The following is a 25473-nucleotide window of genomic DNA, read 5'->3' as shown; positions in this document are numbered from 1 at the left end:
GCTCCAGTTTAGTCGGTGCCGGGTGCCTTGCCGGGCCCGGCGTCAACCCGCCGGGCAAAGGCGGGCGCGTGCTCGGGCAGGGGTCCGATCGCGATCATCCGGGGCAGCAGCCGCATCAGGACGGGCACGTGCTGGGCGAGGTACATCATCACCGGCGGCGCTCCCGACCTTTTGCCCGTGAAGAGCGGGACAAAGACGCCGCGGTGCATGAAGCGCTGGACAGACTGGATGATCACGGTGGGCAACAGCCGCCGCCGCTGCACCGCTGCAAGATCCTTCACCGTGACTTTGCCGCGCAGCAACGCGGGGGCAAGCCGGGCGGCCGCGGCCACGGCGTCCTGGATGGCCAAGTTGATCCCCACCCCGCCGGCCGGGGACATCGCATGCGCGGCATCGCCGATGCACAGGAGCCCGTCGACGTACCAGCGCCGCAGCCGGTCCAGCCGGACATCGAGCCAGTGCAGGTCGTCCAGCGAAGTGATCGCACCGACCCTGTCGGCAAGGTCAGGGCGCAGTGCGGCGATGCGTTCCCGGAACCGCTCCACTCCCTCGCTCTTAATGCGGTCACCGGAGCCTTTCTGGGCGAAGTAGCCCATCTGGTAATAGGTGTCCCGGAACAGGGCGATGACGCCGGCGCGGTCACCGAAGGCCGGAACGATCCCGGCCACCTCCCCCTGTTCGGACTCGGCCCGCGGCAGCTTGAACCACCAGGTGTCAAACGGCACCGGGTATTCCTTCGATTTCAGGCCGGCCGCCTGGCGCAGCACCGAATGCCTGCCGTCCGTGGCCACCACGAGGTCCGAGCGGAGTGCACCCTCGGCGCCGTCCTTGGTGAGGTAGCGGACACCGGTGACCCGTCCGCCGTCGGACATCAGGGACGTTGCCGTGTGCTCCATCAGGAGCGTGAACGTGGGCTCCTGCTCGGCTGCCCTGGCGAGGAAGTTCAGGAAGTCCCACTGCGGCATCATGGCGATGTAGTTGTACGGCGGCCGGAGCGCAGCGAAATTGCCGAGCGTGACCAGGCCGCCGCCGGGCACCGGGAAGGCGACATTGCGCAGCCGGCTTTGCGGCAGCTCGCGGAAGTCGGCTCCGAGCCCGAGTTCGTCGATGAGCCGGATGGTGGAGGCATGGACGGTGTCACCGCGGAAGTCCCGGAGGAAGTCGCCGTGCTTTTCGAGGACGGTGACCTCGACGCCGGCCCGGGCCAGCAAGAGGCCCAGCATCATGCCGGCCGGCCCGCCGCCCACCACTGCGCACCCTGTACTCTCCATGAGCCATACGGTACGCCTCCCTGTGCACGGGAGCACAGAGCGCGAACGGACGCTTAAGCCCCCCGGGTCCGCTGGCGCGAACTGGCAGCTGATGACCCCAAACGGCGCATTTGAGGTCATCAGCTGCCAGTTCGCGCGTCCGTGGCCCGACGGAAACAGTTGAGCCCTGCCGATTCCGCTGGCTAGTGTGGACCACATGCGCACACTCCAAGCCAAGATCATCGAAGAAATGGGCGTCCAGCCCCAGATCGATCCCGCAGAGGAGGTGCGCAAACGCGTCACTTTCCTCAAGGAGTACCTCAAGGCCACCGGCACCAAGGGCTTTGTCCTGGGCATCTCCGGCGGCCTTGACTCCTCGCTCGCCGGGCGGCTCGCCCAGCTCGCGGTAGAAGAGCTGCAGTCAGAGGGCGTGGACGCTCAGTTTGTGGCGGTCCGCCTCCCCTACGGTGTCCAGCACGACGAAGATGACGCGCAGGCCGCCCTGGATTTCATCAAGGCCTCCAAGGAATGGACGTTCGACATTTCCGCCGCCGTGGACGGCTTCGAGGACGAGTTCGAAAAGACGGTCGGCAACGGGATCTCCGACTTCCACAAGGGCAACACCAAGGCCCGCACGCGCATGATCGCCCAGTACGCCCTGGCCGGGGAGCACAACTACCTCGTCATCGGCACGGACCACGGAGCTGAGTCCGTCACCGGGTTCTTCACCAAGTTCGGCGACGGCGGGGCCGACATCCTGCCGCTGTTCGGTCTGAACAAGCGGCAGAACCGGGCCCTGCTGGAACACCTGGGCGCCCCGGAACGGGTGTGGAAGAAGGTGCCCACGGCCGACCTCCTGGACGACAGGCCCGGCCGCACCGACGAGGACGAACTGGGCCTGAGCTACGACCAGATCGACGACTACCTCGAGGGCCGCGACGTCGGCGACAACGCAGCAGAGCTGATCGAGCAGAAGTACTTGCGGACCCGGCACAAGCGCACAGTTCCGGTCAGCATCTTCGACACCTGGTGGAAGCACGAGGGTCCGGAAGAGGCCAGGGCGGGTCTCTAGGCGCAGGCCTCCCGACGCGGCTAGGGCAGCAGCAGGATCTTCCCGCGGCCGTGGCCGCCGCGGCTGATTTCCAGCGCGTCGGCGGCCTCGATCAGCGGCATCCGGTGCGCGATCGTGAAGGTGACCTGGCCCTCCGCGGCGAGCGTACCCGCTTCGGCCACCCGGCCTTCCAGCTGCCGTACGGCCGCCAGCCCGGCCGCCGACGACTGCTCGCCCGGAACGGTGGTCACCGCCCGCCCGGCGCCCTGGAGCAGCTCGGCTGTTGCTGCCAGCGAATCCTCGCTCCCCACGGTGTCCAGGACTGCCGTGACTGTGCCGGCGTCGGCGGCCAGGGACCGCACCCTATCCGCCAGGCCGGGGCCGTACGTCACGGGTTCGGCGCCCAGTTCGCTGAGGTACTCCTGGTTGGCCTCCGACGCCGTGCCGATCACGCGTGCGCCGAAGGCCTGCGCGATCTGGACCGCGGCCGAGCCAACCCCTCCCGCGGCTCCGTGGATCAGCACCGTGTCCCCGGCTCCCACCATGAGCTGCTTCAGGGCCGAATACGCCGTGCCTCCTGCCACCGGAATGCACGCAGCCTGCTCGAATTCCACGCCCGCCGGCAGGGGGGTCAGCTGGTCGGCCGGCACCACGGCTTCTGTCCGGTAGCCGCCCATAAGTTTGTTCCAAATAACCTCGTCACCCACCGCAAACCCCTCAAAAGCCGGCCCGACGGCGGTCACGACGCCGGCCGCTTCGCAGCCGGGCACCGCCGGAAAGTCCAGGGGCGTCCACTTTTTCAGGTAGCCGGCCACTAGTTTCCAGTCCACCGGGTTGACGCTGACCGCCCGGAATTCCACTCGGACCAGGCCGTCACCCGGCTCGGCCAAATGCTCCGTCCCCACCTTCAGGACCTGCGGACCCCCGTATTCCTCAAAGTAGACCCGTGTGCTCATGGCCCTGGCTCCTTTGCTGCTGTCCCGCTTTCCTGCAGACAGCGCTGTAGTGCAAGGGTAGGCACGGCACTGCAGGCACCACAAGAAAGCGTCCGGGCGTCCAGTCAGCGCCGGACTTCCACCTCGCCCACCATACCCATGTAGTCATGCAGGGCGCAGATGTAGTCAAACTCGCCCACCTTGTTGAACGTCACGGTGAATTTGTTCCCGGGCTCCATCAGGCCGGAGCTGAGGTTCCCGCCTCTAAAGTCCTTGGGATTGCCCACCGGTGCGAACACATTGGCTGGCTCATGCCCGAACGTCACGGTGTGCGGTGCACCCATTCCGCTGTTCACGAAGGTCACAGTGTCGCCGAGGTGGACCACAATCTCGTGGTGGACGAACCGCATCAGCATGGCAGTTCCGTTATCCGTTCCAGCGATCACTTTGTGGTTGTTGGCCTGCTTGCGGGCAGCCTGCCATTGCTTCTCGCCGTCCCGCACGATCTTCCGTTCCTCCTTCTTGTTCTGACGGTCGTACTGCGACTGCGTGAACGGGTACCCGGTTCCGGCAGCCCGGATATGGACGGCACCCTTCATCGCCATGCCATGGACGATGCAGTAGTAGGTGAAATTGCCAGTGTGCGTGAACTTCAGGCTGTACTGCTCGACCGCTTTGAAGCCGGTGTTGGAGACATTGGCCATGATTCCGGAGTTGTAGTAGGAGTGGCCGTCGTAGCCCGTGCCGCCCTGTCGGCCCAGTTGCTTCGGGTCAAAGGGGTTGAACGGCTTGAGCGGCTGCCCTTTCGCCAGGAATGTGACCGTGTGAATTTCCGCGGAGTTTGCAACCCACTTGACGCTGTCTCCGGCGTTGATATAGATGTTCGACGGAAGGAAGGACATGCCCTGGATGGCCTGATCTGAGGACTCCGAGCCGACTTGGACAGTCCAGGTTTTCGGTGAGTCCTCATCGTCGGCAAAGGCTGCGCTGCTGACGGAGAGGGGCAGGAGCATGGCCGCCAAGGAGGCGAAGAGAAGGCGCAGCAGGCGCGGCCTTCCGTGGTTTGTTGTTTCGAGAGTCATGCGACTCATTCCTTATTGCGCTGGATGTTGGCAGCCGCTGTGCGGCCGGCCGGGAAGGTGCCGAACCGCAGATTGCGGCGCCGGACCGATGCCAGAGCGGCACGGGGGCCAGCGGGACCCTTCTGTTTTCCCTTGTCACCCAGCCCAGCGAAGGAAAAAGGCCCCGGAACCGGACCCGCCACCGGACTAGGCGACAACACGGGACTTTCCGGTTCTCGAAGGGATAAGTTGCGGTTCTGTTGAGCCGTCAGAGCCCTGATTCGTGACCGGCTTGCGGCCGTAGCCGCCCGGCCCGCTATTTCAGATACAGTCCCTATCGTGCTCCGCCTCAATGTGTTTGTCGAGGTGCAAAATGTTCAGTTGGCGTTGCGCCTCTGGAGCCGGACGGTGAGCCGATGGGCCTCCTCCAACAGAAGCCGCCCCAGCAGTTCGCGCCGGTCTCCACGGAACCGGGGCTCGATGCCGGTCAGGGACAACGCCCAGGATGGCCGGCCAGCCTGGTCGAAGACCGCCGCGCCCATCCCCCAACTGCCCTCGAGGACCAGTCCCGGGTTCACGGAGTAGCCCCGGCGGCGGGTCTGCTGCAGGTTCTTCCGGACCACCTCCTCCGGGTGCCCGGCGGCGTATCTGCCGGCGTGGGCGGCCCAATCGGCCAGGATCTGCTCCTGTTCCGCTTCGGGCAGGAACGCCATGATCGCCGTTCCTGCGGATGCCACGCCCAGCGGAAACCGGACACCTTCGTGCAGCACGAAGGAGCGGACGGGGAAGCTGCCTTCTTCCCTCAGCAGGCACACGGTCTCAGAGCCCCGGCGGATGGAGAAGAAGGCGCTCTCGCCGGTCTCCTCGGCAAGCCGGCGCAGACTGGGCCTCGCGAGGTCCTCCAGCGGGAAGCGCGCGGCAGCAACCGAGCCCATCAGCAGGGCCTCGGGGCCGAGCACCCAGTTCCCGCTCAGGGGGTCGTGGTCGAGGAGGCCCTCGGCCGCGAGTGACGTGAGCAGGCGGTGCACCGTGGGGCGTGTCAGCCCCGAGTCCCGCACAAGCTCCACGAGCGGGCTTCCTTCCGGCTTGCGTCCCACGATGCGCAGGAGGCCTGCGATGCGGCTGACGACCTGTGCGCCCTGGATCGGTGCCTGATTCACGACTTCTCCTAATGATCCATATTGTGGACAGTACTTAGCCTAGCGTCCACAGTGTAAAAACGCGACGGGAGACGGGCCGTAGAGTCTTGACGCTGCCATGCAGGCCCGCCTACGCTCCACAGTCAGAACCAGCGTCCATAAAGTGGACTGCGAGACAGCTCAACGAGGAGATGCGATGTCCAAAATGAAATCCGGAGCCGCCGAGGCCCTGCACGGTGTCCTGCGGGACGGGATGACCCTTGCAGTGGGCGGGTTCGGCCTCAGCGGCATCCCGGCGGACCTGATCGAGGCGGTACGCGATTCAGGCGTGAAGGATCTGACGGTGGTGTCGAACAACATGGGCGTGGACGGCAAGGGCCTGGGGATCCTGATCGAGGCCGGCCAGGTCCGGAAGGTGATCGCGTCCTACGTCGGTGAGAACAGGCTGTTCGCCGAGCAGTACCTCGCCGGGGTCCTGGAGGTGGAGTTCACCCCGCAGGGCACCCTGGCCGAGCGGCTGCGCGCCGGCGGCGCCGGCATCCCTGCCTTCTACACCAAAACCGGGGTGGGCACCCTGGTGGCTGAGGGCAAACCGCACGAGGTGTTCGACGGCGAAACGTACGTCCGGGAGCGCGCCATTAGGGCCGACGTCGCACTGGTCCATGCCCACACCGCCGACACGGACGGCAACCTCATCTACCGCCATACCGCCCGGAACTTCAACCCGGTGGTCGCCACCGCGGGTGCCGTGACCGTCGCCGAAGCGGAGGTCATCGTCGAACCCGGCGCGCTGGACCCGAACCACATCGTCACGCCCGGCGTCTACGTCCAGCACCTTGTCCATGCCAGCAACAGGGTCAAGGACATCGAACAGCGCACCTTTCGCCCCCGCGCTGAGCAGACCAGTCCCGAACTCGTCAACAACTAGCAAGGAGATTCCCGTGGCCTGGACCCGGAATGAGATGGCCGCAATCGCGGCCGAGGAACTGAACGACGGCGACTACGTCAACCTGGGCATCGGCATCCCCACCCTGGTGGCCAACAACCTGCCCGACGGTGTCCGTGTGGTCCTGCAAAGTGAGAACGGGCTGCTCGGCATGGGCCCGTTCCCCTACGAGGGCGAGGAGGACGCCGACCTCATCAACGCCGGCAAACAGACCGTCACCATCCTGCCCGGCGGCAGCATCTTCGACTCCGCCACGTCCTTCGGCATGATCCGCGGCGGCCACGTGAAAGTCGCCATCCTCGGCGCCATGCAGGTCTCCGGCAACGGCGACCTCGCCAACTGGACCATCCCCGGCAAGATGGTCAAGGGCATGGGCGGCGCCATGGACCTCGTCGCCGGAACCCCGCGCGTCGTGGTCCTCACCGAACACAACGCCAAAGACGACAGCCCCAAAATCGTCACCGACTGCACCCTCCCCCTGACCGGCGTGAGCGTCGTGGACCGCATCATCAGCGACCTCGCCGTCTTCGACCTCCACAAAAACGACGACAGCGGCCGCCAACTCACCCTCACCCGCCTGGCCCCCGGCGTTACGGAGGCGGAAATTCGTGAGAAGACCGACGCAGAGTTCACGGTTGCCCCGGAGCTCGCCGAACCGGCCCAGATTTGACGCTGCGGGCACGGTGAAACGGCCGAACCTGGCGGCTGGCAGTCCCAAAGCTGGCCAGTTCAGCACCGTCAGCTCCGCGACCGGATAAGCCGGGCGATCTCGGCAAAGCCCAGACGCTCGGCGTTCTCCACAGCCGTCCTGCCCTGCGGGTCCCGGATGTTGGGGTCCGCTCCGGCGTCCAGCAGCTGCCGCACCACGTCCTGCTGCCTCGGGCCTCCATTGTTCAGGAGGATGGCTTCCTGAACAGCGGTCCAGCCGAGCTTGTTGACGCGGTTCACGGGGACACGCAACGAGCAGCGCCAGGCCGGCGAGCGAAAGACCCTGGCCGCCCGGCTGCCGTCGTGCCCGTCATCAACCACAGCGCGGAACCTACTTGGCGGCGATCACGGCGGCGCCAGCCTCGGCGCAGGCTTCATCCAGCTTGCCGTCGGGGGCGCCGCCAACGCCGATGCCCGCCACGGAGACGCCGTTCACCTTCAGCGGGACACCGCCCGGGAGGAACAGAGTGCCGGGAAGGTCCGCGATGCTCGGCCCGTTGCCGGAGATGCGCTTGGCAAGTTCGCTGGTGGGGCTGCCGAGCGCTGCGGCAGTGTACGCCTTGCGCTTGGCCGACTCGATGGTGTGCTCGGCTGCATTGTCGCCACGCAGGAGTGCCTGGACGGTGCCGAACCGGTCCACCAGGGCCACCGTGACGAAAGGCAGCTTGTCGGCCTGGCACTTGGCGAGCGCAGCGCCCACTGCCTTCGCCGAGGCGCCAACGGTGATCCGGTTCTGGGCGACGACGTTGTCCGCACCCGGCTGGACATCCGCGGCGGGAACAGCCGCCGCGGGCTCTACCGAAGCCGCTGCGGGGGAAGGCCCTGATCCCGAATTGGTGAGGGCGGCGGCACCGGCGGTGAGGGCGAGCGCTCCGGCCGCCGCGGCGGCAAATATCTTCTGGGACTTCTTCACGTGGTTCTCCTTCGATAAGGGGGGCGCAGCCCATGTTTGCGGGCGCAGCCAGGCGGCTACTTTTCCATCGTGGACCTGTGCCGCCGCTGGCGCATCAGGCCATCAGTTGGGACTGGCTGGTACTTCCGGCTGGCGGTATCAGCCGAAAGACTGAGAGACCAGCAACAGTGCGGGCAATAGCATGGTTCGTAGCACGTCTCCCACCGGAACCGGACCCGCCCATGCCCTTCACCGCCCCCACTGCACCGGAACTACTTCCCGCACGCACGGGCCCTATAGCGGGCAGCCGGCTGGGACGGATCGACGCTGCGGTCCACCTCGGGTTCGCCGTGCTCATCGTGGCTTCGGTGGTGCGCTACGTGATGCGGCACAGCGCCCAGGACAACCTGCTGGTCCTCGCGCTGGCGGCCGCCGCCTGCGCCCTGTACGCCGTCATCGCCGTGCTCGCCCAGCGCCGGCGCCCCTGGGCCGTGTGGATGTTCGTCCTGGTCGCCGTCTGGGCCGTCCTGGTGGTCTCCGCACCCAGCTTCGCCTGGTGCTCGTTTGCGCTGTTCTTCCTCTGCCGCATCGCCTTCACCGGGGCGGTCGCCTACGCGGCGGCGGGGGCGACGGCGGCAGCAACCGCCGCGGGCTTGTTCCGGCTCAGCGACGGCACTGATCTGGCGATGCTCCTGGGACCGCTCGCCGCCGGCGTCCTGCTGACGCTGATCTACGACCGCATTGAGCACGACGCCGCCGAGCAGCGGCGCCTGCACCGTGAAGTGTCGCTGGCCCAGGGGCAGCTGGCGGCCAGCGAGCGCCGGGCGGGCACCATCGCGGAGCGTGAGCGCGTCTCCCGGGAGATTCACGACACCGTGACCCAGGGCCTCGCCAGCAGCCTGCTCCTGCTCGAGGCCGCGAACCGTGCCTGGCCGGAGCCGGCGTCCCGGCAGGATCTCCGGCAGGCCAGCGAATTGCTGCGCCGGAACCTCTCCGACACCCGCAGCCTGGTCCACGAACTCGCGTCCCCCGGCCTCGACGCCTCGCCGCTGCCGGACGCCCTGCTGCAGGCCGCCTCGCAGTACGTGCCGGACGCCAGGCTGCTGGTCACCGGCGAACCCCGGGAAGTGGCCGGCGAGGTCCGCCATGCCCTCCTCAGGGTGGTGCAGAGCGCCACCTCGAACATCAAGCTGCACGCCTCCGCGGACACCACCACCATCACCCTCGGCTTCCTGCCGGATGCGGTCACGCTGGACATTTACGATGACGGCGCGGGCTTCGATCCGGCGGCGGTAGCACCGCCGTCGGACGCCGGTGGATACGGACTGCGGGCCATGCGGCAGCGGGTGGAGCAGCTGGGCGGCGCCTTCTCGGTGGAAAGCGCCCCGGGCGAGGGAACTGTTGTGGCGGCGCAGCTGCCGGCAAGGGGGGAAGAATGAGCGCCATCACTGTGCTCCTGGTCGACGACCATCTCGTGGTCCGCAGCGGACTAAAGGCCCTGCTGGGGACGCAGCCGGACATCGAGGTGGTGGCGGAGGCCTCCTCGGGCGAGGAAGCCCTGGCCGCTGTGGAAGGGCACGCCCCCGACGTCGTGGTGATGGACCTGGCCATGGGCCCGGGCATGGACGGGATCGAGGCGATCCGGAAGCTCCGCGAACGCAACCGCAGGCAGGCCGTTCTGGTCTTCACCACCTATGATTCCGACGCCGACATTGTCCGGGCCGTGGATGCCGGGGCCATGGGCTACCTCCTGAAGGACGCCGCGCCCGAGGAGATCTTCGCCGCCGTCCGGGGCGCCGTCCAGGGCAAGAGCGTCATGAGCCCGCCGGTGGCCTCCCGACTCTTCCAGCAGCTACGCAGCCCTGACGAGGTGCTGACACCGCGGGAGGCCGAGCTGCTGAGCCTCCTCACCGAGGGGCTCAGCAACAGGGAGCTGGGGCAACGGCTGTTCATCTCCGAGGCCACCGTCAAGACCCATCTCGCCCACATCTACGCCAAACTGGGCGTGGAAACGAGGGCCGCGGCCATCGCCACCGCCATCCGCCGGGAGGGGATGCGGTAGCAGCCGCATAACGGTTGCGCTGGCCCGACGCCGGGTCTACCGTGAGCGGCATCAGTCACCACCGCCGTCAAGGAGCCGTCATGGCCGGGTTTGTGCAGATCATTGAATTCCAGACCTCACGCATCGAGGAGGTCGAAGCGCTGGGCCGCCCGTCGAGAACGGAGGGAGCCACCACACCGACGTTTCGCCGCATCACCGCCACGGCGGACCGCGACCGTCCGGGGACCTACTTCACCATCGTGGAATTCGACTCCTACGAGTCGGCGATGGAAAATTCCAACCGGCCTGAGACGTCAGACTTCGCCGCGCAGATGGCGGCCCTGTGTGACGGACCCCCGGTTTTCCGCAATCTCGACGTGCAGTGGGAGGACACCGGCCAGGAGCCGGGGAGCACACCCTAGACCCGGAAACAGCCTCTCGGAATGACGTTTGTGGACAGAATCTCCCGTTACAGGTGGGACTCCTGATGACGGCAACTATTGCACGCCCGGCGTATGGCCCATAGGTTGGAGACAGCGGAGAACAATTTCCGCGTCTGCCTGCTGTCGGAGCAGGACCAGAAAAAGGGTTACAAAGGAAGTAGCAATGGCAACAGGCACAGTTAAATGGTTCAACGCCGAAAAGGGCTTCGGCTTCATCGCTCCGGATGATGGATCAGCAGATGTATTCGCCCACTATTCAGCAATTGCCAGCAGCGGTTACCGCTCCCTGGATGAAAACCAGAAGGTCGAGTTCGAGGTGACCCAGGGCCCCAAGGGTCCGCAGGCAGAGAACATTCGCCCGCTGTAACGGCTTTCCAAAGACTCCCCTGTCCGTGCCTGGCACGCACAGGGGAGTTTTTTGTTTCCGGCCCGGTAGAGTGCCGCCATGGATGAAAAAGCGACCCTCCACCATTACCTCCGGACACGGCGCGCCCAGCTCCTCGCCAAGCTTGACGGCCTGGGCGAGTACGACGTCCGCCGGCCGATGACGCCCACCGGCACCAATCTCCTGGGCCTGGTCAAACACGTGGCCAGCGTGGAACTGGATTATTTCGGCGAGGTGTTCGGCCGGCCGAGTGGCCGGGTGCTGCCCTGGTTCGCCGACGGGGCCGAACCGGACGCAGACATGTGGGCCACCCGGGAGCAGACGCGTGCCGAGATCGTCGAGCTGCACCACTTCTCGGCGGCGCACACCGATGCCACCATCGAAGCGCTGCCCCTGGACGCTCCGGGCGTGGTGCCCTGGTGGCGGGAAGAACGCAGGAACGTGACCCTGCACCAGATGCTGGTACACATGTGTGCCGAGACGGCGCAGCACCTGGGGCACGCTGACATCATCCGCGAACTCATCGACGGCTCCGCCGGACAGGGCCCCAACGACCCCAACCTCCCTCAGCGGGGCGCGGCGGAGCAGGCCGCCTACGTGCAGCAACTGGAGGCCGCAGCGCGGGAAGCTGCAGCGCTGGCTGGTTAGAACGCTCCTTAGACGAAGGCCGATTTTCCTGTCACGGCCCGGGCCACAATCAGGGAATTGATCTCGTAGCTGCCCTCGTAGGTGTAGAGGATCTCGGCGTCACCGAAGAGTTTCCCCATCTCGAAGTCGCTGCTGATGCCGTTGCCGCCCAGCAGCGACCGGCCCAGGGCCACGGAAGCGCGGGCCAGCCGGGTGGTGGTGGCCTTGGCCATCGCCGCCTGGGCCATTTCCAGCCTGCCCTCCTCCTGGATCCGGGCCAGCTGTGCCATCAGGGCCAGCGAGGCCGAGGCGTTGCCCAGGATCTCGGCAAGCTGCTGCTGGATGAGCTGGAAGCGTGCCAGCTCCTTGCCGAACTGGCGGCGCTGCAGCGAATAGGAACGGGCAACGTCAAAGGCCGCGAGCTGAATGCCTGCTGCCTGCCAGCCCACCCAGGCCCGGGAATCCCTGAGCAGTTCGTTGGCCTTGGTGAAATCCGTGGCGCCGGGGAGCATATTGGTCTCCGGAATGCGGACGCCGTCCAGCTGGATATCGGCGTTCTGCATGATCCGGAGCCCGATCTTGTTGCTGATCTTGGTCGCCGTGTAGCCGGGGCGGTCCGTCTCGACAATGAAGCCCTTGATCTGCTGGTCGGCAGCGTCCCGGGCCCACACGAGCGCAAAGTCGGCGATGGTTCCGGCGCCTATCCACCGCTTGGCCCCGTCGATGACCCATTCGCCGTCCTCCAGCCGGGCCGTGGTGGCCAGCCCGCCAGCGATGTCCGAGCCGTGCTCCGGCTCGGTCAGCGCGAAGGCCCCCAGCTGGGTGAAGGCGGTCAGTCCCGGCAGCCACCGCTGCTTCTGCTCCTCCGACCCCAGAGCGTCGATCATGCCGACGATCAGTTCGTTGTGGATGCCAACCAGAGCCGACAGGGAGACATCGGCGCGGGCCACCTCAACGTACATGAGGCCCTTGAAGAGCGTGGATGTCCCGTCCGTCTGCAGCCCGCCAAGCCCGTGCTTCCCGAGCTCCGCGAGCAGCCCGAACGGGAACTCTTCCCGGTTCCAGTATTCGATGGACTGGGCCCGGACCCTGGACTGCAGGAAGTCCCGGATTTCGAGATAGCGGGTCAGCTCAGCAGGCGGAAGCATGTCCGCAACATACATGAGATCGGCATCGGCAAACGGCGGCGCCACGGTCCCCGCTTCCCCCGCTGTGGCTTTCCCCGTTTCCCCCGTTGTAGCCTCTGCGGGCTGTCCGTTGTCACGTCCTTGTGGCTGCACGGGCATAGGTCCCTTCACTCTTCCAAACCGTTGGATGTCCTAGTATATTGCACAGTGATGTGGATCACTAGGACGTGAATCCCCAGGCGAAAGGTGCCCCCTTGACAGTCACCGACGACTTCCGTGCCGCACGTGACCAGCTGCTCGCTTTGCGCCAGGACTACCTCCAGGCGAGGGCCAGCTTCGAATGGCCGCGGCCCAAGGAGTTCAACTTCGCACTCGACTGGTTTGACGCCATCGCTACCGATCCTGCCAGCGCCGCCAACCCGGCGCTGGTGATCGTGGAACAGGACGGCTCGGCCACCCGGCGCAGCTTCGCCGAACTGTCGGGCCGGTCAAACCAGGTGGCCAACTGGCTCCGCAGCCAGGGCGTGAAGCGCGGCGACCGCATGATCATCATGCTGGGCAACCAGGTGGAACTGTGGGAACTGGTGCTGGCCGGCATCAAGCTTGGCATCGTGCTGATCCCCACCACTACGCTCATGGGTCCCGCGGACCTGAAGGACCGGGTGGAGCGCGGGGAGGCGGGCTGGGCCGCCGTCGGCAGTTCAAACCTCGGTAAGTTCGCCGAGGTGCCCGGCCGCTACCGGCTTATCGAAATGCCCGACGCCGGCACGAGCGGCATCGCACGCACGACTGGCGGAGCAAGCACCACTGGCAGCGCACGCGCCGGCAGCACTGAGGCCGGCGCCGCCAATGCGCAGGCGCTGCAGTACGCGGATTCCACCGCCTCCACCAGCGAGTTCACCCCCGACGCACCCACTCTGGCGGACGAAACCCTGCTTCTCTACTTCACCTCGGGCACCACCTCGAAGGCCAAGCTCGTGGAACACACCCACACGTCCTACCCGGTGGGCCACCTGTCAACGATGTACTGGATCGGCCTGGAGCCGGGCGACGTGCACCTCAACGTGGCCTCTCCGGGCTGGGCAAAACACGCCTGGTCCAACCTGTTCGCCCCGTGGATAGCCGAGGCCTGCGTGTTCGTCTACAACTACGAACGCTTCGATGCCAGGGCCCTGATGGAGCAGATGGAACGGGAGAAGGTCACCAGCTTCTGCGCTCCGCCCACCGTCTGGCGGATGCTCATCCAGGCCGATCTCAGCCTCCTCAAAAATCCGCCCACCAAGGTTGTTTCTGCCGGCGAGCCGCTCAACGCGGAGGTCATCGGCCAGGTCCAGCGCGCCTGGGGCCAGACCATCCGCGACGGCTTCGGCCAGACCGAGACCACGGTACAGGTGGCCAACACCCCCGCCCAGCCCGTCAAGATCGGCGCCATGGGCCAGCCCCTGCCGGGGTACGACGTGGTCCTCGTCGATCCCGTGACGGGAAAAGAAGCGGACGACGGCGAGCTGTGCCTGCGCCTGGATCCCCGCCCCGCCGGGCTGATGAAGTCGTACTACGGCGACCCGGAGAAGACGGCCGAAGCGTTCCGCGGCGGCTACTACCACACGGGCGACATGGCCAGCCGGGACGAGCACGGCGTCATAACGTACGTGGGCCGGGACGACGACGTCTTCAAGTCCTCCGACTACCGGCTCTCCCCATTCGAGCTGGAGAGCGTGCTCATCGAGCACCCGGCGGTGGCGGAGGCCGCCGTCGTTCCCTCCCCTGATCCGCTAAAACTGTCGGTGCCCAAGGCATTCGTGGTGCTGGCTGCCGGCCACGAACCGGGACCCGAGCTCGCCGAGGAAATCCTGCGCTACTGCCGCGACCACCTGGCGCCGTTCAAGCGCATCCGCAGGCTTGAGTTTGCCGAGCTGCCGAAAACCATTTCGGGAAAAATCCGCCGCGTCGAGCTGCGGCGCAGCGAGGAGCTTCGCCACTCGGACGGCACCCAACACGGGGCGGCCGGCGTTCCCCTCGGTCTGGGCACGGAATACTCCGAGACGGATTTCCCGGGCCTGAGAAGCCAGGGCTGAGCCGTGAGCCCTCCGCTGCCCCGCGACCCGATTGCCGATGCACAGCGCAACTGGGAGAGCCACGGCTGGAGTGACGTGGCCGCACCGATGGCAGCCATCACGGCAATCATGCGCACCCAGCAGATCCTGCTGGCCCGCATCGAGGGGGTTCTGAAGCCGTTCGGACTGACCTTCGCCCGGTACGAACTGCTGGCGCTGCTCAGCTTCGCCAGGAGCGGCGCCCTGCCGATGAACAAAGCGAGCGCCCTGCTGCAGGTCCATCCCACCTCGGTGACCAACGCCGTGGACCGCCTCCAGACAGCGGGACTGGTGGTCCGCTCACCGCATCCCACGGACGGGCGCACCACGCTGATCGAGCTCACGGCTGAGGGCCGTACGTTGGCGAAAAGGGCGACGGCGGTACTCAACGCCGAGGTTTTCGGCCAGTCCGGTTTCGGCGAGGAGGACGTGAACCAGCTCATCCGGATCCTGGGCGATTTCCGCCGTGGCGCCGGGGACTTCACGGGCTGACGGACTTTACGGACTGACGGGCTTCACCGACTGCCCGGCAGCACGGACCGCCAGGCCGTCCGTGCCCCGCTGGAGCTCCTGGACGAACGTGTCAAGCAATGCCGCCTGCTGCGGGTTGTTGGCCAGCTGTACCAGGTCTGCAGCCGTGCTGGCCACCTTGATGTTGGTGGCCTGGCTGTACTTGGCCAACAGGTCGAAAGCGGCCTGGGAACCAATTCGCAGGATGCCCACCAGGATGCCCTTCGCCTGTTCTATGGTGCTTCGCGTGCCAAGGGCACCTTCAACCGCCTCACGTGCCGCCCTTTCCGTTTCCCACTGCAGGGTGCTGGTCAGGTCAACGATGAACCCCTCAACAGCAATGAGCCTGCCGTCCTCCATGAGCGCCTCGCCGGCGGTGAGGACACGGTGTTCCCGCATGCGGGCATCGAGGATGCGGTGGTAGCTGCAGAAAAATCCGCCCGCTTCGCAGGCCGCCGTGAAGATGTCATGGCAGCGGTCCCTGTCGTCCGGATGCTTGTGGGCGTAGAGAAGCTCCACGGTGGGCACGATCTCGCCCCGGCGGTAACCGTGGAGCGTGTACAGCTCATCGGACCATTCAAGCCGCCCCGAAATGGCGTCGTAATTAAACGTGCCGGCAACACAGCCTGCCGGCCCGAGGGCGCTCGAGTACGCCCGTACGGTTTTCGGAAGGCTCATCGCGGCTCCCTGCCGCCCTACCCGGCCATCCCCCGGCACTGGAGGGGCACCCGCATGTACAGGGGTCGAACGGCAGCGTGGGGGCGGCATCCGAGGAAGCGGCCCACGGGGGCCTTTGGCAGCTCCTTCACATGTCCCATCCCGGCGTACTCACGAACGGCAGCGATGCCTTCGACCGCGGCAGCCTTGCTGGGAAAAGGGCGGGATACTGCCATCACGGTGCCGTCCGGGGCGGTGAGCTGGAATCTGAAGGAATCCTCTGCGTCAATGAAGAGTTCGAACATGCCAGCCATTTAGCCCTCCTGGATACGGGAACACGGCGTCCGGGACGTCGTCGTCACCGGAAGCAGCTGAGGTTTTTTCTCCTTACCGCTCCCGCGGATGAGCCGGGGCGGTAATTGAGGAATTTATGAAATTGTGAACTAGTTCCGGGCTCTTGGCAAGGGCGGTCCGCGGCCGCAGCACCCCTCTCCCCGGTCCGCCGGCAAAAGTTCTCCCCCCAGTCGTCGGGGACAGACCGTTCTGTCTCTATACTTGGGTCTATACGCCTTTGGGGGCACCGAGGTTGGCGGGCCGGCAAGACCGGCCGAGAAGCATGCGGCAAGTAACAGTGGAAGGAATCCAGAATGGGCGACATGCCCGACGGCGTGATCCACACCGGGGTAAAGGCCGACCTGTTCAAGTCCATGGGCCACCCTGCACGCATCCTGGTCCTGGAGATGCTCGTCAACGGCCCCGAGACCGTGAGCAACTTGCGGGACTGCACCGGGCTTGAGGCCTCCAACCTCTCCCAGCACCTCGGCATTCTGCGGCGCCAGCGGCTGATTGTTCCGTCCCGGAAGGACGGCCGCCTGTTCTACGAACTGACGTCACCCGAAGTAAGCGAGGTCCTCGAAGCGGCCCGCGGCCTGCTGGGCACGATCCTCGACGTTGGCGTCCTGCGGCAACCTAACGGCGCAGCGGATGGCAACGGCTCCAACGCGGACCGCAGCCCTGCGCCGGCGTCCGCTCTGGCACCGGCAGCACAGGCCGCAGGCTAAGCGGGGTCGGAGACAGCGGCCGGCGCGGCATGCCCGAAAAGCCAGGCCGCGACGTCGCTCCTCAACACAACGTGGGGGCTGCCTGTTCCGCTGACACTTCCGGCCGGCACGTAGTAGCCGCGGCCGCCGCCCGGACCGCCGGCAGCCCGGTCCAGCGCCTCCACGATCCTGCGGCTCAGGTGCCCCTGCGGGCCTGTGGCGTGGATTTCCTCAAGCTCGGCCGCGGTGAGCCGTCCCAGTACAGCAGCGATGTCGGCCACGATCGTTCCCCTTTTCGCACGTTTGCCGGAATAAACACTTTTGCCTGAAGTGCAAGGCTAGGGCATCGCGATTAACTGCGGGTGAAATCCCGGCGGCCATTTCAGAATCCCGCTGTGGAGTTTGCCGGGTGGAATGGGACCCGGGAGTCAGTACAGGAAGATGTCGATCCACGTCCGGTTGTGCGCGTGGAGCAGCACCAGGAACAGCACGAAGTCGAAGAGCAGGTGCACGCTCACGATGTACGACAGCGACTTGGTCACCGTGAAGATGCGGGCCTGCAGCAGGGCGAAGGGATAGATGAAAAACGGCGCCCAGGACTTGAATCCCAGTTCCCACAGGAACGACGTGAACAGCACGGCCTGCAGCAGGTTGGCCTGCCAGTCGGGCAGGTGGCGGCGCAGCAGGGCGAAGCAGGTGCAGATGAAGAACAGCTCATCCCAGATGCCCAGGGCGTTGGTGCCGACGAAGAGCCGCGCGATACCCTCGGGGTCGTGCACGGCGGGCCAGTTCGTGTAGACCCCGGTCCGGATCATGTACACGGGCAGCAAGGCGTAGCCGATCACGACGACGGCGGGCAGGTACCACTTCTCCGCACGCGTCCATTTCTGCCCGGTCCGGACCGGAAACACCACCGCATGCTCTTTGGTGACGAAGCGCGACACAGCATAGGGGATCCCCACGGCCGCGATCATGGCGGAGCCCATGACCAGCATGTGGGAGGTGCTGACGTCGGTGGTGATCGGCACGGCACTGATGATGGCCACTCCGGCCGCAATCAGCGCGAGGTCGCGGAACAGCAGCCGGTCCACCAGGGCCGCGAGCATAAGCGCTGAAGCGAGCAGGGCATACCCGAACAGGCTCTGGTCCAGCGCGAACAGGACAAAGCCGGCCAGCGAGACCATGGCCGCCGGGACAACGCGCAGGGAAGTCCCCTTCACGGTGCGCTCCCCGGTCAGCCGGGTGCTCACCGGTGCCTGAACTCCGGCTGGCGCTTCTCCGCGAAAGCAGCCATGCCTTCCTTCTGGTCCTCGGAGGCGAAGAGCGAATGGAACAGCCGCCGTTCAAACAGCACGCCCTGCGCCAGCCCCGTTTCGAAGGCCGCGTTAACGGCTTCCTTGGCCAGCATGGCGGCCGGCTTCGACTTGGACGCGATGACCTCCGCGGCCTTCAGCGCCTCCTCCACGGTGTCCGCGGTGGGCACCACCCGTGCCACCAGGCCTGAGCGCTCCGCCTCGGCCGCGTCAATGAACCGGCCGGTGAGGATCATGTCCATCGCCTTGGCCTTGCCCACGGCGCGGGTGAGCCGCTGGGACCCGCCCATGCCCGGCACGACGCCGAGGTTGATCTCGGGCTGGCCGAATTTGGCGTTGTCGCCGGCGATGATGAAGTCGCACATCATGGCCAGCTCGCAGCCGCCGCCCAGCGCGAAACCGGACACGGCCGCGATCAACGGAATCCGCAGCCTGGTGAGGTCTTCCCACCCCCGGAACCAGTCGGCGTCGTACATCTCCAGGTAGCCCTTGTCCGCCATCTCCTTGATGTCAGCGCCGGCAGCGAAGGCCTTCCCCGAGCCGGTAATCACGACGGCGCCAACGCCGGGGTCCGCGTCCATCTCCGAAACCGCCGCCACCAGTTCTTCCAGGGTGGTCCTGTCCAGGGCGTTCAGCGCCTCGGGCCTGTTCAGGGTGACGAGCCCAACGCGCCCGCGGCGCTCCACCAGAATGTTTCCGTACTCGTGCGTCATCCATGCCCCTCACGTGGTTGGTACGTCCTTAAACGTTGGTACGTCCTGAAACTAAGCCTACTGTCCTGATTTGTCCCGGATATCGGTGATGATGCCGGAGAAATCCCGGCCGGCCCCGCCTTCCGCGGCGAAGGCGTCGTAAATCTCGGAGGCCAGGGGGCCCATCCGGGCGGCCACGCCGGTGGATTGGAGGGCGTTCAGCGCCAGTCGCAGGTCCTTGGCCATCAATGCGCCGGCGAACCCGGGCTGGTAGTCGCGGTTGGCCGGGCTGGTGGGCACCGGTCCCGGGACCGGGCAGTTGGTGGTGAGGGCCCAGCACTGGCCCGATGCCGCGGACGCGACATCGAACAGCGCCTGGTGAGTCAGCCCCAGTTTCTCCCCGAGGACGAACGCCTCGCTGACCGCGATCATCGAGACGCCCAGGATGAGGTTGTTGCATACCTTGGCGGCCTGGCCGGAGCCGTGCTCTCCGCACAGCACCGCGCGCTTCCCCATGACATCGAACAGCGGCCGCACTGTTTCGAAGTCCTCCGGCAGCGCACCGACCATGAACGTCAGGGTCCCGGCTTCCGCCCCCACCACGCCGCCGGAAACCGGCGCGTCCACGGAGCGGTGCCCGGCCTCGAGGGCCAGCCGGGCGGCTTCCCGTGCCTCGTCCACATTGATGGTGGAGCAGTCCAGGAACATGGTGTTCGGCGCCGCGGCGGCCAGCAGTCCCGGCTCCCCGTCGTTGCCGCGGTAAGCGTCCAGCACATGCTGCCCGCTCGGGAACATCGTGAGCACGATCTCTGCTCCGGGGATGGTTTCCGCGGCAGTCGAAGCGACGGGGATGCCGTGCTCGCGCGCGGCGTCCAGCGCGGCTGGCACCACGTCGAACCCGATGACCTCGTAGCCTGCCTTGACCAGGTTGACCGCCATGGGTCCGCCCATGTGACCCAATCCCAGGAACGCGACGCGCGGTTTTACTTCATCAGGCATGGTCCGACTCCCTTTCCCACAGCACCAATTCCCGGTCCCCCAACGGCGCAAAGTACCGCTCGACGTCGTCCGCGTGTACCTCCTGCAGCGTTTCCGGCTGCCACTGCGGGTTGCGGTCCTTGTCCACCACCTGCGCCCGGATCCCCTCCCGGAAGTCCGGTCCGGCGAGGCAGCGCAGTCCCACCCGGTATTCCTCGGCGAGCGCCTCGTCGAGCGTCAGCCCGCGCGACCGGCGGAGCGAGGCCAGGGTCACCTTGACGGCGGTGGGCGACTTCGCCTCGATGGTGTCGGCGGCGGCCGCTGCTTCCCCGCCCCCGGCGCGCAGCCGCCGGACGATTTCCTCGGCGTCGTCCGCTGAATAGCACGCGTCGATCCAGTCCCGCTGCGCCTCCAGCGCCGAGGCGGGCGGCTTTTCGGCATAGCGTACGACGGCGCCTTCCGCGCTTTCGTTTTCCAGCGCCGCCGCGAGGTCCGCGAGGCTGCCGGACGGGACAAAGTAGTCGGCGAGCCCCAGGAACAGCGCATCCGCACCGCTCAGGTGGGCGCCGGTGAGGGCGGCATGCGTACCCGTCTCCCCCGGTGAGCGCGACAGCAGGAGGGTCCCGCCGACGTCGGGCACGAACCCGATGGTGGTCTCCGGCATCCCGGTCCGTGTGCGCTCGGTGACGATGCGCAGGGAGCCGTGCGCGGAGATGCCCACGCCGCCGCCCAGCACCAGGCCGTCCATGAAGGCGACGTAGGGTTTGGGGAACCGCTCGATCAGTGAGTTCAGCCGGTATTCGTCCGCCCAGAAGCCGGCCGTTTCGTCGCCGCCAGCGAGGATGTCGCGGTAGATGGCCACGATGTCCCCGCCCGCGCACAGGCCGCGGTCGCCGGCACCCTGGACCAGTACGGTGGCAACGCTGTCGTCACCTGCCCAGGCAGTGAGTTGTTCCAGCACGGCGGTGACCATGCCGGCCGTGAGCGCGTTGACTGCCTTGGGCCGGTTGAGCGTGACCACCCCCAGCTTGCCCCGTTGTTCGAACAGCACCTGTTGTTCAGGTTCAGTCATCAGCTTCCTTCCGGCATGATGAAGCTGGCACCCTGCCGGATACCGGAGGGCCAGCGCGAGGTCACGGTCTTGGTCTTGGTGTAGAAGCGGAAGGCGTCGGCGCCGTGCTGGTTGAGGTCACCGAACCCGGACGCCTTCCAGCCGCCGAAGGTGTAGTAGGCAATGGGCACCGGGATGGGCACATTGATGCCCACCATGCCCACCTGAACCCGGCTGGCGAAGTCGCGGGCCGCATCGCCGTCGCGGGTGAAAATGGCCACGCCGTTCCCGAACTCGTTCTCACTGCAGAGCCGCAGCGCCTCGTCGTAGTCGGACGCACGGAGGACACTGAGCACGGGCCCGAAGATTTCCTCGCGGTAGATCTTCATGTCCTTGGTGACGTTATCGAACAGCGTGGGGCCCACCCAGAACCCGCCGTCGTAGCCGTCCACGGCCAGGCCGCGGCCGTCCACCAGGAGCGAGGCACCCTCCTCCTCGCCGGACTTGATGTAGCCCTCGATCCGCTCCTTGGCCGCGGGCGTCACCACCGGCCCGAAGTCGGAGTCCTTGGCCAGGCTGTGGCCCACCTTGAGGGACTTGATCCGCTCCTGCAGCCGCGCCACCAGGCTGTTCGCGGTCTCCTCCCCCACCGGAACGGCAACGGACACTGCCATGCAGCGCTCGCCGGCCGAACCGTAGCCGGCCCCGATCAGGGCATCGGCAGCCATGTCCAGGTCCGCGTCCGGCATGATCACCATGTGGTTCTTGGCGCCGCCGAAGCACTGCGCCCGCTTGCCGTGGGCCGCCGCCGTGGCGTAGATGTACTGGGCAATCGGGGTGGAGCCGACGAAGCCGATGGCCTGCACGCGCTCGTCCTCGAGCAGCGCGTCCACGGCTTCCTTGTCGCCGTTGACCACGTTGAAGACGCCGTCCGGCACGCCCGCCTCGGAGTAGAGCTCCGCCAGGCGCAGCGGAACGGACGGATCGCGTTCGGACGGCTTGAGGATGAACGCGTTGCCGGCGGCGAGCGCAGGTCCGGACTTCCACAGCGGAATCATCGCGGGAAAGTTGAAGGGCGTAATGCCTGCAACCACGCCCAGCGGCTGGCGCATGGAGTGCACGTCGATGCCCGCTCCGGCGTCGTCGGAGAACTCGCCCTTGAGCAGGTGCGGGGCGCCGGCGGCGAACTCCACCACCTCGATGCCCCGCTGGATGTCGCCCCTGGCGTCCGCGAGGGTCTTTCCGTGTTCCGAGGACAGGAGTGCAGCGAGCTCGTCCATGTTCTCGTTCACGAGGTCCACGAATTTGAGCAGGATGCGGCCACGCCGCTGGGCGTTCATGGCGCCCCACTCCGGCTGGGCTTTTTCGGCGTTCGCGATGGCGTTCCGGACTTCTTCCGCGCCCGCCAGCGGCACCTTGGCCTGGACCTCGCCGGTGCAGGGATCAAAGACGTCGCCGTACCGGCCGGAGGTGCCGTCTACCCGCCGGCCGCCAATGTAGTGGGTTAGTTCGTGAACCATGGATGCTCCTTTGCATGACCCCGGTCATCTTTGGTGCTGAATCTACTCGGACTTCCTACTAAATTCCAGAGTCCTCCAAATGAGGCGGGCAGCAGGTTCGGACCCGGCTTGGACGCGGTGCGGGCGGGGCCTGGGGCAGAAGCGGGCCGCCATCCGCCGGGAGTCCCATCCGCGTCCAAGTTCGGTAAGTTAGGACTGTGAAGATAGCTACTTGGAATGTGAACTCGCTGCGTGCCCGTGCCGACCGTGTGGAGGCGTGGCTGCAGCGCTCTGACTGTGACGTCCTGGCCATCCAGGAAACCAAGTGCAAGGACGACAACTTTCCGTGGGAGCTCTTCGAGCGCATGGGCTACGAGGTGGCACACTTCGGCGTCAACCAGTGGAACGGTGTGGCCATCGCCTCGCGGGTGGGCCTGGACGACGTCGAACGCGGCTTCACCGACCAGCCGCATTTCGGCAAGGCGGGCAAGGATCCCGTCCAGGAAGCACGTGCCATGGCCGCCACTTGCGGCGGGGTACGGGTGTGGAGCCTCTACGTCCCCAATGGCCGCTCCCTCGACGACGAGCACATGCCCTACAAGCTCAAGTGGCTTGATTCGCTGAAGAACCACGCGGCCGGCTGGATCTCCGAGGACCCGTCCAAGCAGGTCGCGCTGATGGGCGACTGGAACATCGCCCCCACGGACGACGACGTCTGGGACATCGACCTGTTCCTCACCCAGGGCTACACCCACGTCAGCGAACCGGAGCGGGCGGCGTTCCACGCCTTCGAGTCGGTGGGCTATTCCGATGTCGTGCGCCCCTACACCCCCGGCCCGGGCGTCTACACGTACTGGGACTACACCCAGCTGCGTTTCCCCAAGAAGGAGGGCATGCGGATCGACTTCGTGCTCGCCTCGCCGGCCCTCGCCTCGCGCGTTTCCGGCGCGTCGATCGACCGCGAGGAACGCAAGGGCAAGGGCGCCTCCGACCACGCACCGGTGATTGTGGAACTGACCGACTGATGGAGGCTGACGGCTGATGACAGGCAGGCATTCATGACGGGCAACCTCTACCGGGGCCAGGCCGGGCTCCCGTTTTCCTCAACGTTGCGCGTCTATGAACCTCTGGATGCGTTTCCCGAGGATCAGCAGGCCGCCATCAAGTCAGCCGGTGAGCGGGCGGTGTCCCGCGCCGCCGTCGAAAACGCGGAGCTGCAGGCTTCCCTGGGGCGGATCACCCGCCCGGGCGGCGATCCGTTCCCTACCGGTCGGACCGACCTGGTGCGCGTCACCCGCGCCCCGGGTGTCCCCGTGGAGGATGCCGGCAAGGAAAGCGCTGAGGAGGAAACGGCCGACAGCGTTGGGCTGCTTTACTGTCCCAGCCAACTGGTGCTGCGGGCCGGGCTGGCGGCAAACGCGCTGATCGAGGGCATCCACGGGCCCCTGGCCGAACTGCTGATTCCCGAGGAGCAGCGGGACAGGCACCAGGAACGCATCGACCTGGTCAACGCACGCGACGGCATCACCCGGGTGCACACCCGGGCCTCCACCTGGGGCATCCCCTTCAGCTGGTTCTCACTGTTCCTTGAGTCCGACCCGCAGGACGTCGTGGAGGCCGGCGGCAGGATCCTCACCGTGCGCGTGTGGGCGCCCATCTCCGACGCCCTTGACCGGGTGCGCTACGCCGTGGCGAACCTGGCCCTCGCGGCGCCCGACCTTGACATGCTGGACGACCTCACGCAGCTCACCGAATGGCTGGAGCTCTTCCACGCGGGCTCGATGGTGGAACTGGACTACGGCGCGGTGGCGGACAAGGTCTACCCGGACGACTCCCCCATGGACGTGCGGCTGGGGATCGAGTGCCTCGCAGAGGGTGACATGACCGGCGCGGCCGCCGCCTACCGCCGGCTGGCTTCCCGCTGGATCCCGATCCGCCAACTGGCCCGGGCCTCGTAACCCGCACCCAGCTGCGCTGCTAGGAGGACCGGGGCGGCGCCGTCGTGCGTCTGACGATCAGGCGGTGCGGCGCGACGGAGGACTGCACCGAACCGGGGATCCCCAGGAGTTCGTCGAGCAGCATCTTGGTGCCAAGCTCGGCTTGCTCGTCGGGCCGCTGCCCTACTGTGGTGAGTCCAATGGCGTCGGAAAAATCGTGGTCGTCTATGCCGATCACCGACAGGTCCTCCGGCACCCGGACGCCGACGCGGTTGGCTTCGAAGATGACGCCCATGGCCATTTCATCTGAGGCACAGAAGATGGCGGTGGGTTTCTCGCCGGGCTGGGCCCACAGCCGCCGGAACGCCTCCTGGCCGCTGCGGACGGTGAAGTCGCCCCACTCGTCCCACTCGGGGCGGACTTCCAGGCCGGCAGCTGTCATGACGTCCTGGAAGGCCAGGATGCGGACCCGGGGAACATCGAAGTTGAGGTCGGTTTCATCGTCGCCGTGCAGCAGCGCGATGTCCCGGTGGCCGAGTTCGATCAGGTGCTTGACGGCGGTGGAGGCTGCCGCGTAGTCGTCGATCCCGATGTAGGCACATTCCTCCACGTGGCCGCCCACCACCACCAGCGGGATGTCGATCTTCTGCAGGTGCTCCAGCTCGTCCCGGGTCAGCGCCATACACAGGACCAGGAGGGCGTCGATCTGCTTGTAGACCATGGTCTTGCTGAACAGCCGCTCGCGGTGGCTGCCGTGGCCGCCCAGGTTGAAGAGTGACAGGTTGTACTGCCGGGCATGGAGTTCGCGGTCCGCACCCTCGATGGCCTTCGAGAAGAACCACCGGCTCACAAACGGGGCCAGCACGCCAATGGTCTTGGTGCGTCCCGTGGCAAGGCCCGACGCGGAGGATGAGGCAACGTAGCCCAGCGCCGCTGCCACCTCCAGGATTTTTTCCCGGGTTGCCGGTGAGACCCTGGGCAGTCCCCGCACGGCGCGGGACACGGTTGCCGTGGAAACTCCCGCGGCCGCGGCGACGTCCTCGATACTGACTCCTGAGTGGCCACCGCGCTGTGCCCTTTCAGTAGTGCGCGCCACGA

General features: G+C 66.7%; 28 protein-coding genes and 1 pseudogene. 13 read left to right on the top strand and 16 right to left on the bottom strand.

Features of this window, described 5'->3' with window-relative positions:
* Nucleotides 1–8: 8 nt before the first annotated feature.
* Complete coding sequence (locus G9E11_RS07365) at nucleotides 9–1271, bottom strand: FAD-dependent oxidoreductase (protein WP_190604373.1); 1263 nt, start codon at nucleotides 1269–1271, stop codon at nucleotides 9–11.
* 196 nt (nucleotides 1272–1467) lie between these two features.
* Here G9E11_RS07365 and nadE point away from each other — a divergent pair, with 196 nt between their 5' ends.
* A complete protein-coding gene (gene nadE, locus G9E11_RS07360) occupies nucleotides 1468–2322 on the top strand; it encodes an ammonia-dependent NAD(+) synthetase (RefSeq protein ID WP_190604371.1) in 855 nt (284 codons plus the stop codon).
* Between the two features lie 20 nt (nucleotides 2323–2342).
* Here the strand turns inward: nadE and G9E11_RS07355 are convergent, their stop codons facing one another.
* The 3 genes from G9E11_RS07355 to G9E11_RS07345 all read right to left on the bottom strand — a co-directional run bounded on the left by G9E11_RS07355 (nucleotide 2343) and on the right by G9E11_RS07345 (nucleotide 5457).
* On the bottom strand, nucleotides 2343–3257 hold the full coding sequence (locus G9E11_RS07355; RefSeq protein WP_190604369.1) for an NADP-dependent oxidoreductase: 915 nt from the start codon (nucleotides 3255–3257) through the stop codon (nucleotides 2343–2345).
* A 104-nt stretch (nucleotides 3258–3361) separates the two neighbouring features.
* Complete coding sequence (locus tag G9E11_RS07350) at nucleotides 3362–4318, bottom strand: cupredoxin domain-containing protein (protein ID WP_190604367.1); 957 nt, start codon at nucleotides 4316–4318, stop codon at nucleotides 3362–3364.
* Between the two features lie 356 nt (nucleotides 4319–4674).
* Nucleotides 4675–5457 (bottom strand): IclR family transcriptional regulator, encoded by a 783-nt coding sequence (locus G9E11_RS07345; protein ID WP_190604365.1) that lies wholly within the window; start codon nucleotides 5455–5457, stop codon nucleotides 4675–4677.
* 175 nt (nucleotides 5458–5632) lie between these two features.
* Here G9E11_RS07345 and G9E11_RS07340 point away from each other — a divergent pair, with 175 nt between their 5' ends.
* Nucleotides 5633–6364 carry a CoA transferase subunit A gene (locus G9E11_RS07340; RefSeq protein ID WP_190604363.1) on the top strand — a complete coding sequence of 244 codons (732 nt, stop codon included), beginning with the start codon at nucleotides 5633–5635 and terminating at the stop codon, nucleotides 6362–6364.
* Nucleotides 6365–6377: 13 nt separating this feature from the next.
* Entirely contained in the window at nucleotides 6378–7052 is a 675-nt protein-coding gene (locus G9E11_RS07335; RefSeq protein WP_311764316.1) for a CoA transferase subunit B, read from the top strand.
* A gap of 68 nt (nucleotides 7053–7120) precedes the next feature.
* On the opposite strand, the pseudogene G9E11_RS07330 reads toward G9E11_RS07335, so the two are convergent.
* Together G9E11_RS07330 and G9E11_RS07325 are read right to left on the bottom strand one after the other, a co-directional pair.
* Nucleotides 7121–7336, bottom strand: a pseudogene (locus G9E11_RS07330) (ankyrin repeat domain-containing protein); the annotation flags it as partial.
* Nucleotides 7337–7421: 85 nt separating this feature from the next.
* Complete coding sequence (locus tag G9E11_RS07325) at nucleotides 7422–8003, bottom strand: GlcG/HbpS family heme-binding protein (RefSeq protein ID WP_190604361.1); 582 nt, start codon at nucleotides 8001–8003, stop codon at nucleotides 7422–7424.
* 221 nt (nucleotides 8004–8224) lie between these two features.
* On the opposite strand from G9E11_RS07325, the gene G9E11_RS07320 reads away from it, so the two are divergent.
* The 5 genes from G9E11_RS07320 to G9E11_RS07300 all read left to right on the top strand — a co-directional run bounded on the left by G9E11_RS07320 (nucleotide 8225) and on the right by G9E11_RS07300 (nucleotide 11499).
* Complete coding sequence (locus tag G9E11_RS07320; RefSeq protein ID WP_190604359.1) at nucleotides 8225–9421, top strand: sensor histidine kinase; 1197 nt, start codon at nucleotides 8225–8227, stop codon at nucleotides 9419–9421.
* A complete protein-coding gene (locus G9E11_RS07315; protein ID WP_190604357.1) occupies nucleotides 9418–10044 on the top strand; it encodes a response regulator in 627 nt (208 codons plus the stop codon). The genes G9E11_RS07320 and G9E11_RS07315 overlap by 4 nt, the downstream gene beginning before the upstream one ends.
* A gap of 80 nt (nucleotides 10045–10124) precedes the next feature.
* Nucleotides 10125–10445: a putative quinol monooxygenase gene (locus G9E11_RS07310; protein ID WP_190604355.1), complete on the top strand. Its 321-nt coding sequence runs from the start codon at nucleotides 10125–10127 to the stop codon at nucleotides 10443–10445.
* A 184-nt stretch (nucleotides 10446–10629) separates the two neighbouring features.
* Nucleotides 10630–10833 (top strand): cold-shock protein, encoded by a 204-nt coding sequence (locus tag G9E11_RS07305; RefSeq protein WP_003799085.1) that lies wholly within the window; start codon nucleotides 10630–10632, stop codon nucleotides 10831–10833.
* A gap of 78 nt (nucleotides 10834–10911) precedes the next feature.
* Nucleotides 10912–11499, top strand: coding sequence for a DinB family protein (locus G9E11_RS07300; protein ID WP_190604353.1), 588 nt, complete (start codon nucleotides 10912–10914; stop codon nucleotides 11497–11499).
* An 8-nt stretch (nucleotides 11500–11507) separates the two neighbouring features.
* Here G9E11_RS07300 and G9E11_RS07295 read toward each other — a convergent pair whose 3' ends face one another.
* Nucleotides 11508–12641: an acyl-CoA dehydrogenase family protein gene (locus G9E11_RS07295; protein ID WP_246468864.1), complete on the bottom strand. Its 1134-nt coding sequence runs from the start codon at nucleotides 12639–12641 to the stop codon at nucleotides 11508–11510.
* 218 nt (nucleotides 12642–12859) lie between these two features.
* Between G9E11_RS07295 and G9E11_RS07290 the strand changes: the two genes are divergently transcribed.
* On the top strand, nucleotides 12860–14680 hold the full coding sequence (locus G9E11_RS07290; RefSeq protein WP_190604351.1) for an AMP-binding protein: 1821 nt from the start codon (nucleotides 12860–12862) through the stop codon (nucleotides 14678–14680).
* Between the two features lie 3 nt (nucleotides 14681–14683).
* The gene (locus G9E11_RS07285; RefSeq protein WP_190604349.1) at nucleotides 14684–15190 is read left to right on the top strand and encodes a MarR family winged helix-turn-helix transcriptional regulator; all 507 of its coding nucleotides are present in this window, start codon (nucleotides 14684–14686) and stop codon (nucleotides 15188–15190) included.
* A gap of 6 nt (nucleotides 15191–15196) precedes the next feature.
* Here G9E11_RS07285 and G9E11_RS07280 read toward each other — a convergent pair whose 3' ends face one another.
* On the bottom strand, nucleotides 15197–15886 hold the full coding sequence (locus G9E11_RS07280) for a PAS and ANTAR domain-containing protein (protein ID WP_190604347.1): 690 nt from the start codon (nucleotides 15884–15886) through the stop codon (nucleotides 15197–15199).
* 17 nt (nucleotides 15887–15903) lie between these two features.
* On the bottom strand, nucleotides 15904–16179 hold the full coding sequence (locus G9E11_RS07275; RefSeq protein WP_190604345.1) for a YegP family protein: 276 nt from the start codon (nucleotides 16177–16179) through the stop codon (nucleotides 15904–15906).
* Nucleotides 16180–16512: 333 nt separating this feature from the next.
* On the opposite strand from G9E11_RS07275, the gene G9E11_RS07270 reads away from it, so the two are divergent.
* Nucleotides 16513–16926: an ArsR/SmtB family transcription factor gene (locus G9E11_RS07270; RefSeq protein WP_190604343.1), complete on the top strand. Its 414-nt coding sequence runs from the start codon at nucleotides 16513–16515 to the stop codon at nucleotides 16924–16926.
* Here the strand turns inward: G9E11_RS07270 and G9E11_RS07265 are convergent.
* From G9E11_RS07265 to G9E11_RS07240, 6 genes are all read right to left on the bottom strand, one after another.
* Nucleotides 16923–17186, bottom strand: a complete 264-nt coding sequence (locus G9E11_RS07265) for a hypothetical protein (protein ID WP_190604340.1) — start codon at nucleotides 17184–17186, stop codon at nucleotides 16923–16925. The genes G9E11_RS07270 and G9E11_RS07265 overlap by 4 nt on opposite strands.
* A gap of 147 nt (nucleotides 17187–17333) precedes the next feature.
* Entirely contained in the window at nucleotides 17334–18155 is an 822-nt protein-coding gene (locus G9E11_RS07260) for a CPBP family intramembrane metalloprotease (RefSeq protein ID WP_190604338.1), read from the bottom strand.
* Complete coding sequence (locus tag G9E11_RS07255) at nucleotides 18152–18931, bottom strand: enoyl-CoA hydratase (RefSeq protein ID WP_190604336.1); 780 nt, start codon at nucleotides 18929–18931, stop codon at nucleotides 18152–18154. Before G9E11_RS07255 ends, G9E11_RS07260 begins: the two co-directional genes overlap by 4 nt.
* Nucleotides 18932–18988: 57 nt before the next feature.
* Nucleotides 18989–19909 carry a 3-hydroxyisobutyrate dehydrogenase gene (mmsB, locus tag G9E11_RS07250; RefSeq protein ID WP_190604334.1) on the bottom strand — a complete coding sequence of 307 codons (921 nt, stop codon included), beginning with the start codon at nucleotides 19907–19909 and terminating at the stop codon, nucleotides 18989–18991.
* On the bottom strand, nucleotides 19902–20960 hold the full coding sequence (locus G9E11_RS07245) for an enoyl-CoA hydratase/isomerase family protein (protein ID WP_190604332.1): 1059 nt from the start codon (nucleotides 20958–20960) through the stop codon (nucleotides 19902–19904). The genes mmsB and G9E11_RS07245 overlap by 8 nt, the downstream gene beginning before the upstream one ends.
* Complete coding sequence (locus G9E11_RS07240; RefSeq protein WP_190604330.1) at nucleotides 20960–22459, bottom strand: CoA-acylating methylmalonate-semialdehyde dehydrogenase; 1500 nt, start codon at nucleotides 22457–22459, stop codon at nucleotides 20960–20962. Before G9E11_RS07240 ends, G9E11_RS07245 begins: the two co-directional genes overlap by 1 nt.
* Before the next feature lie 197 nt (nucleotides 22460–22656).
* On the opposite strand from G9E11_RS07240, the gene G9E11_RS07235 reads away from it, so the two are divergent.
* Both G9E11_RS07235 and G9E11_RS07230 read left to right on the top strand, forming a co-directional pair.
* A complete protein-coding gene (locus tag G9E11_RS07235; RefSeq protein ID WP_190604328.1) occupies nucleotides 22657–23463 on the top strand; it encodes an exodeoxyribonuclease III in 807 nt (268 codons plus the stop codon).
* Nucleotides 23464–23496: 33 nt separating this feature from the next.
* Nucleotides 23497–24396, top strand: coding sequence for a DUF8083 family protein (locus tag G9E11_RS07230; RefSeq protein WP_190604326.1), 900 nt, complete (start codon nucleotides 23497–23499; stop codon nucleotides 24394–24396).
* A gap of 19 nt (nucleotides 24397–24415) precedes the next feature.
* Here the strand turns inward: G9E11_RS07230 and G9E11_RS07225 are convergent, their stop codons facing one another.
* Nucleotides 24416–25471, bottom strand: coding sequence for a LacI family DNA-binding transcriptional regulator (locus G9E11_RS07225; RefSeq protein WP_190605854.1), 1056 nt, complete (start codon nucleotides 25469–25471; stop codon nucleotides 24416–24418).
* Nucleotides 25472–25473: the final 2 nt, after the last annotated feature.

This window comes from Arthrobacter ipis, assembly GCF_014694315.1.
GTDB classification, from domain to species: domain Bacteria; phylum Actinomycetota; class Actinomycetes; order Actinomycetales; family Micrococcaceae; genus Arthrobacter; species Arthrobacter ipis.
Note: the sequence above shows the minus strand (reverse complement) of the source record. Positions and strands in the feature narration are given on the sequence as shown.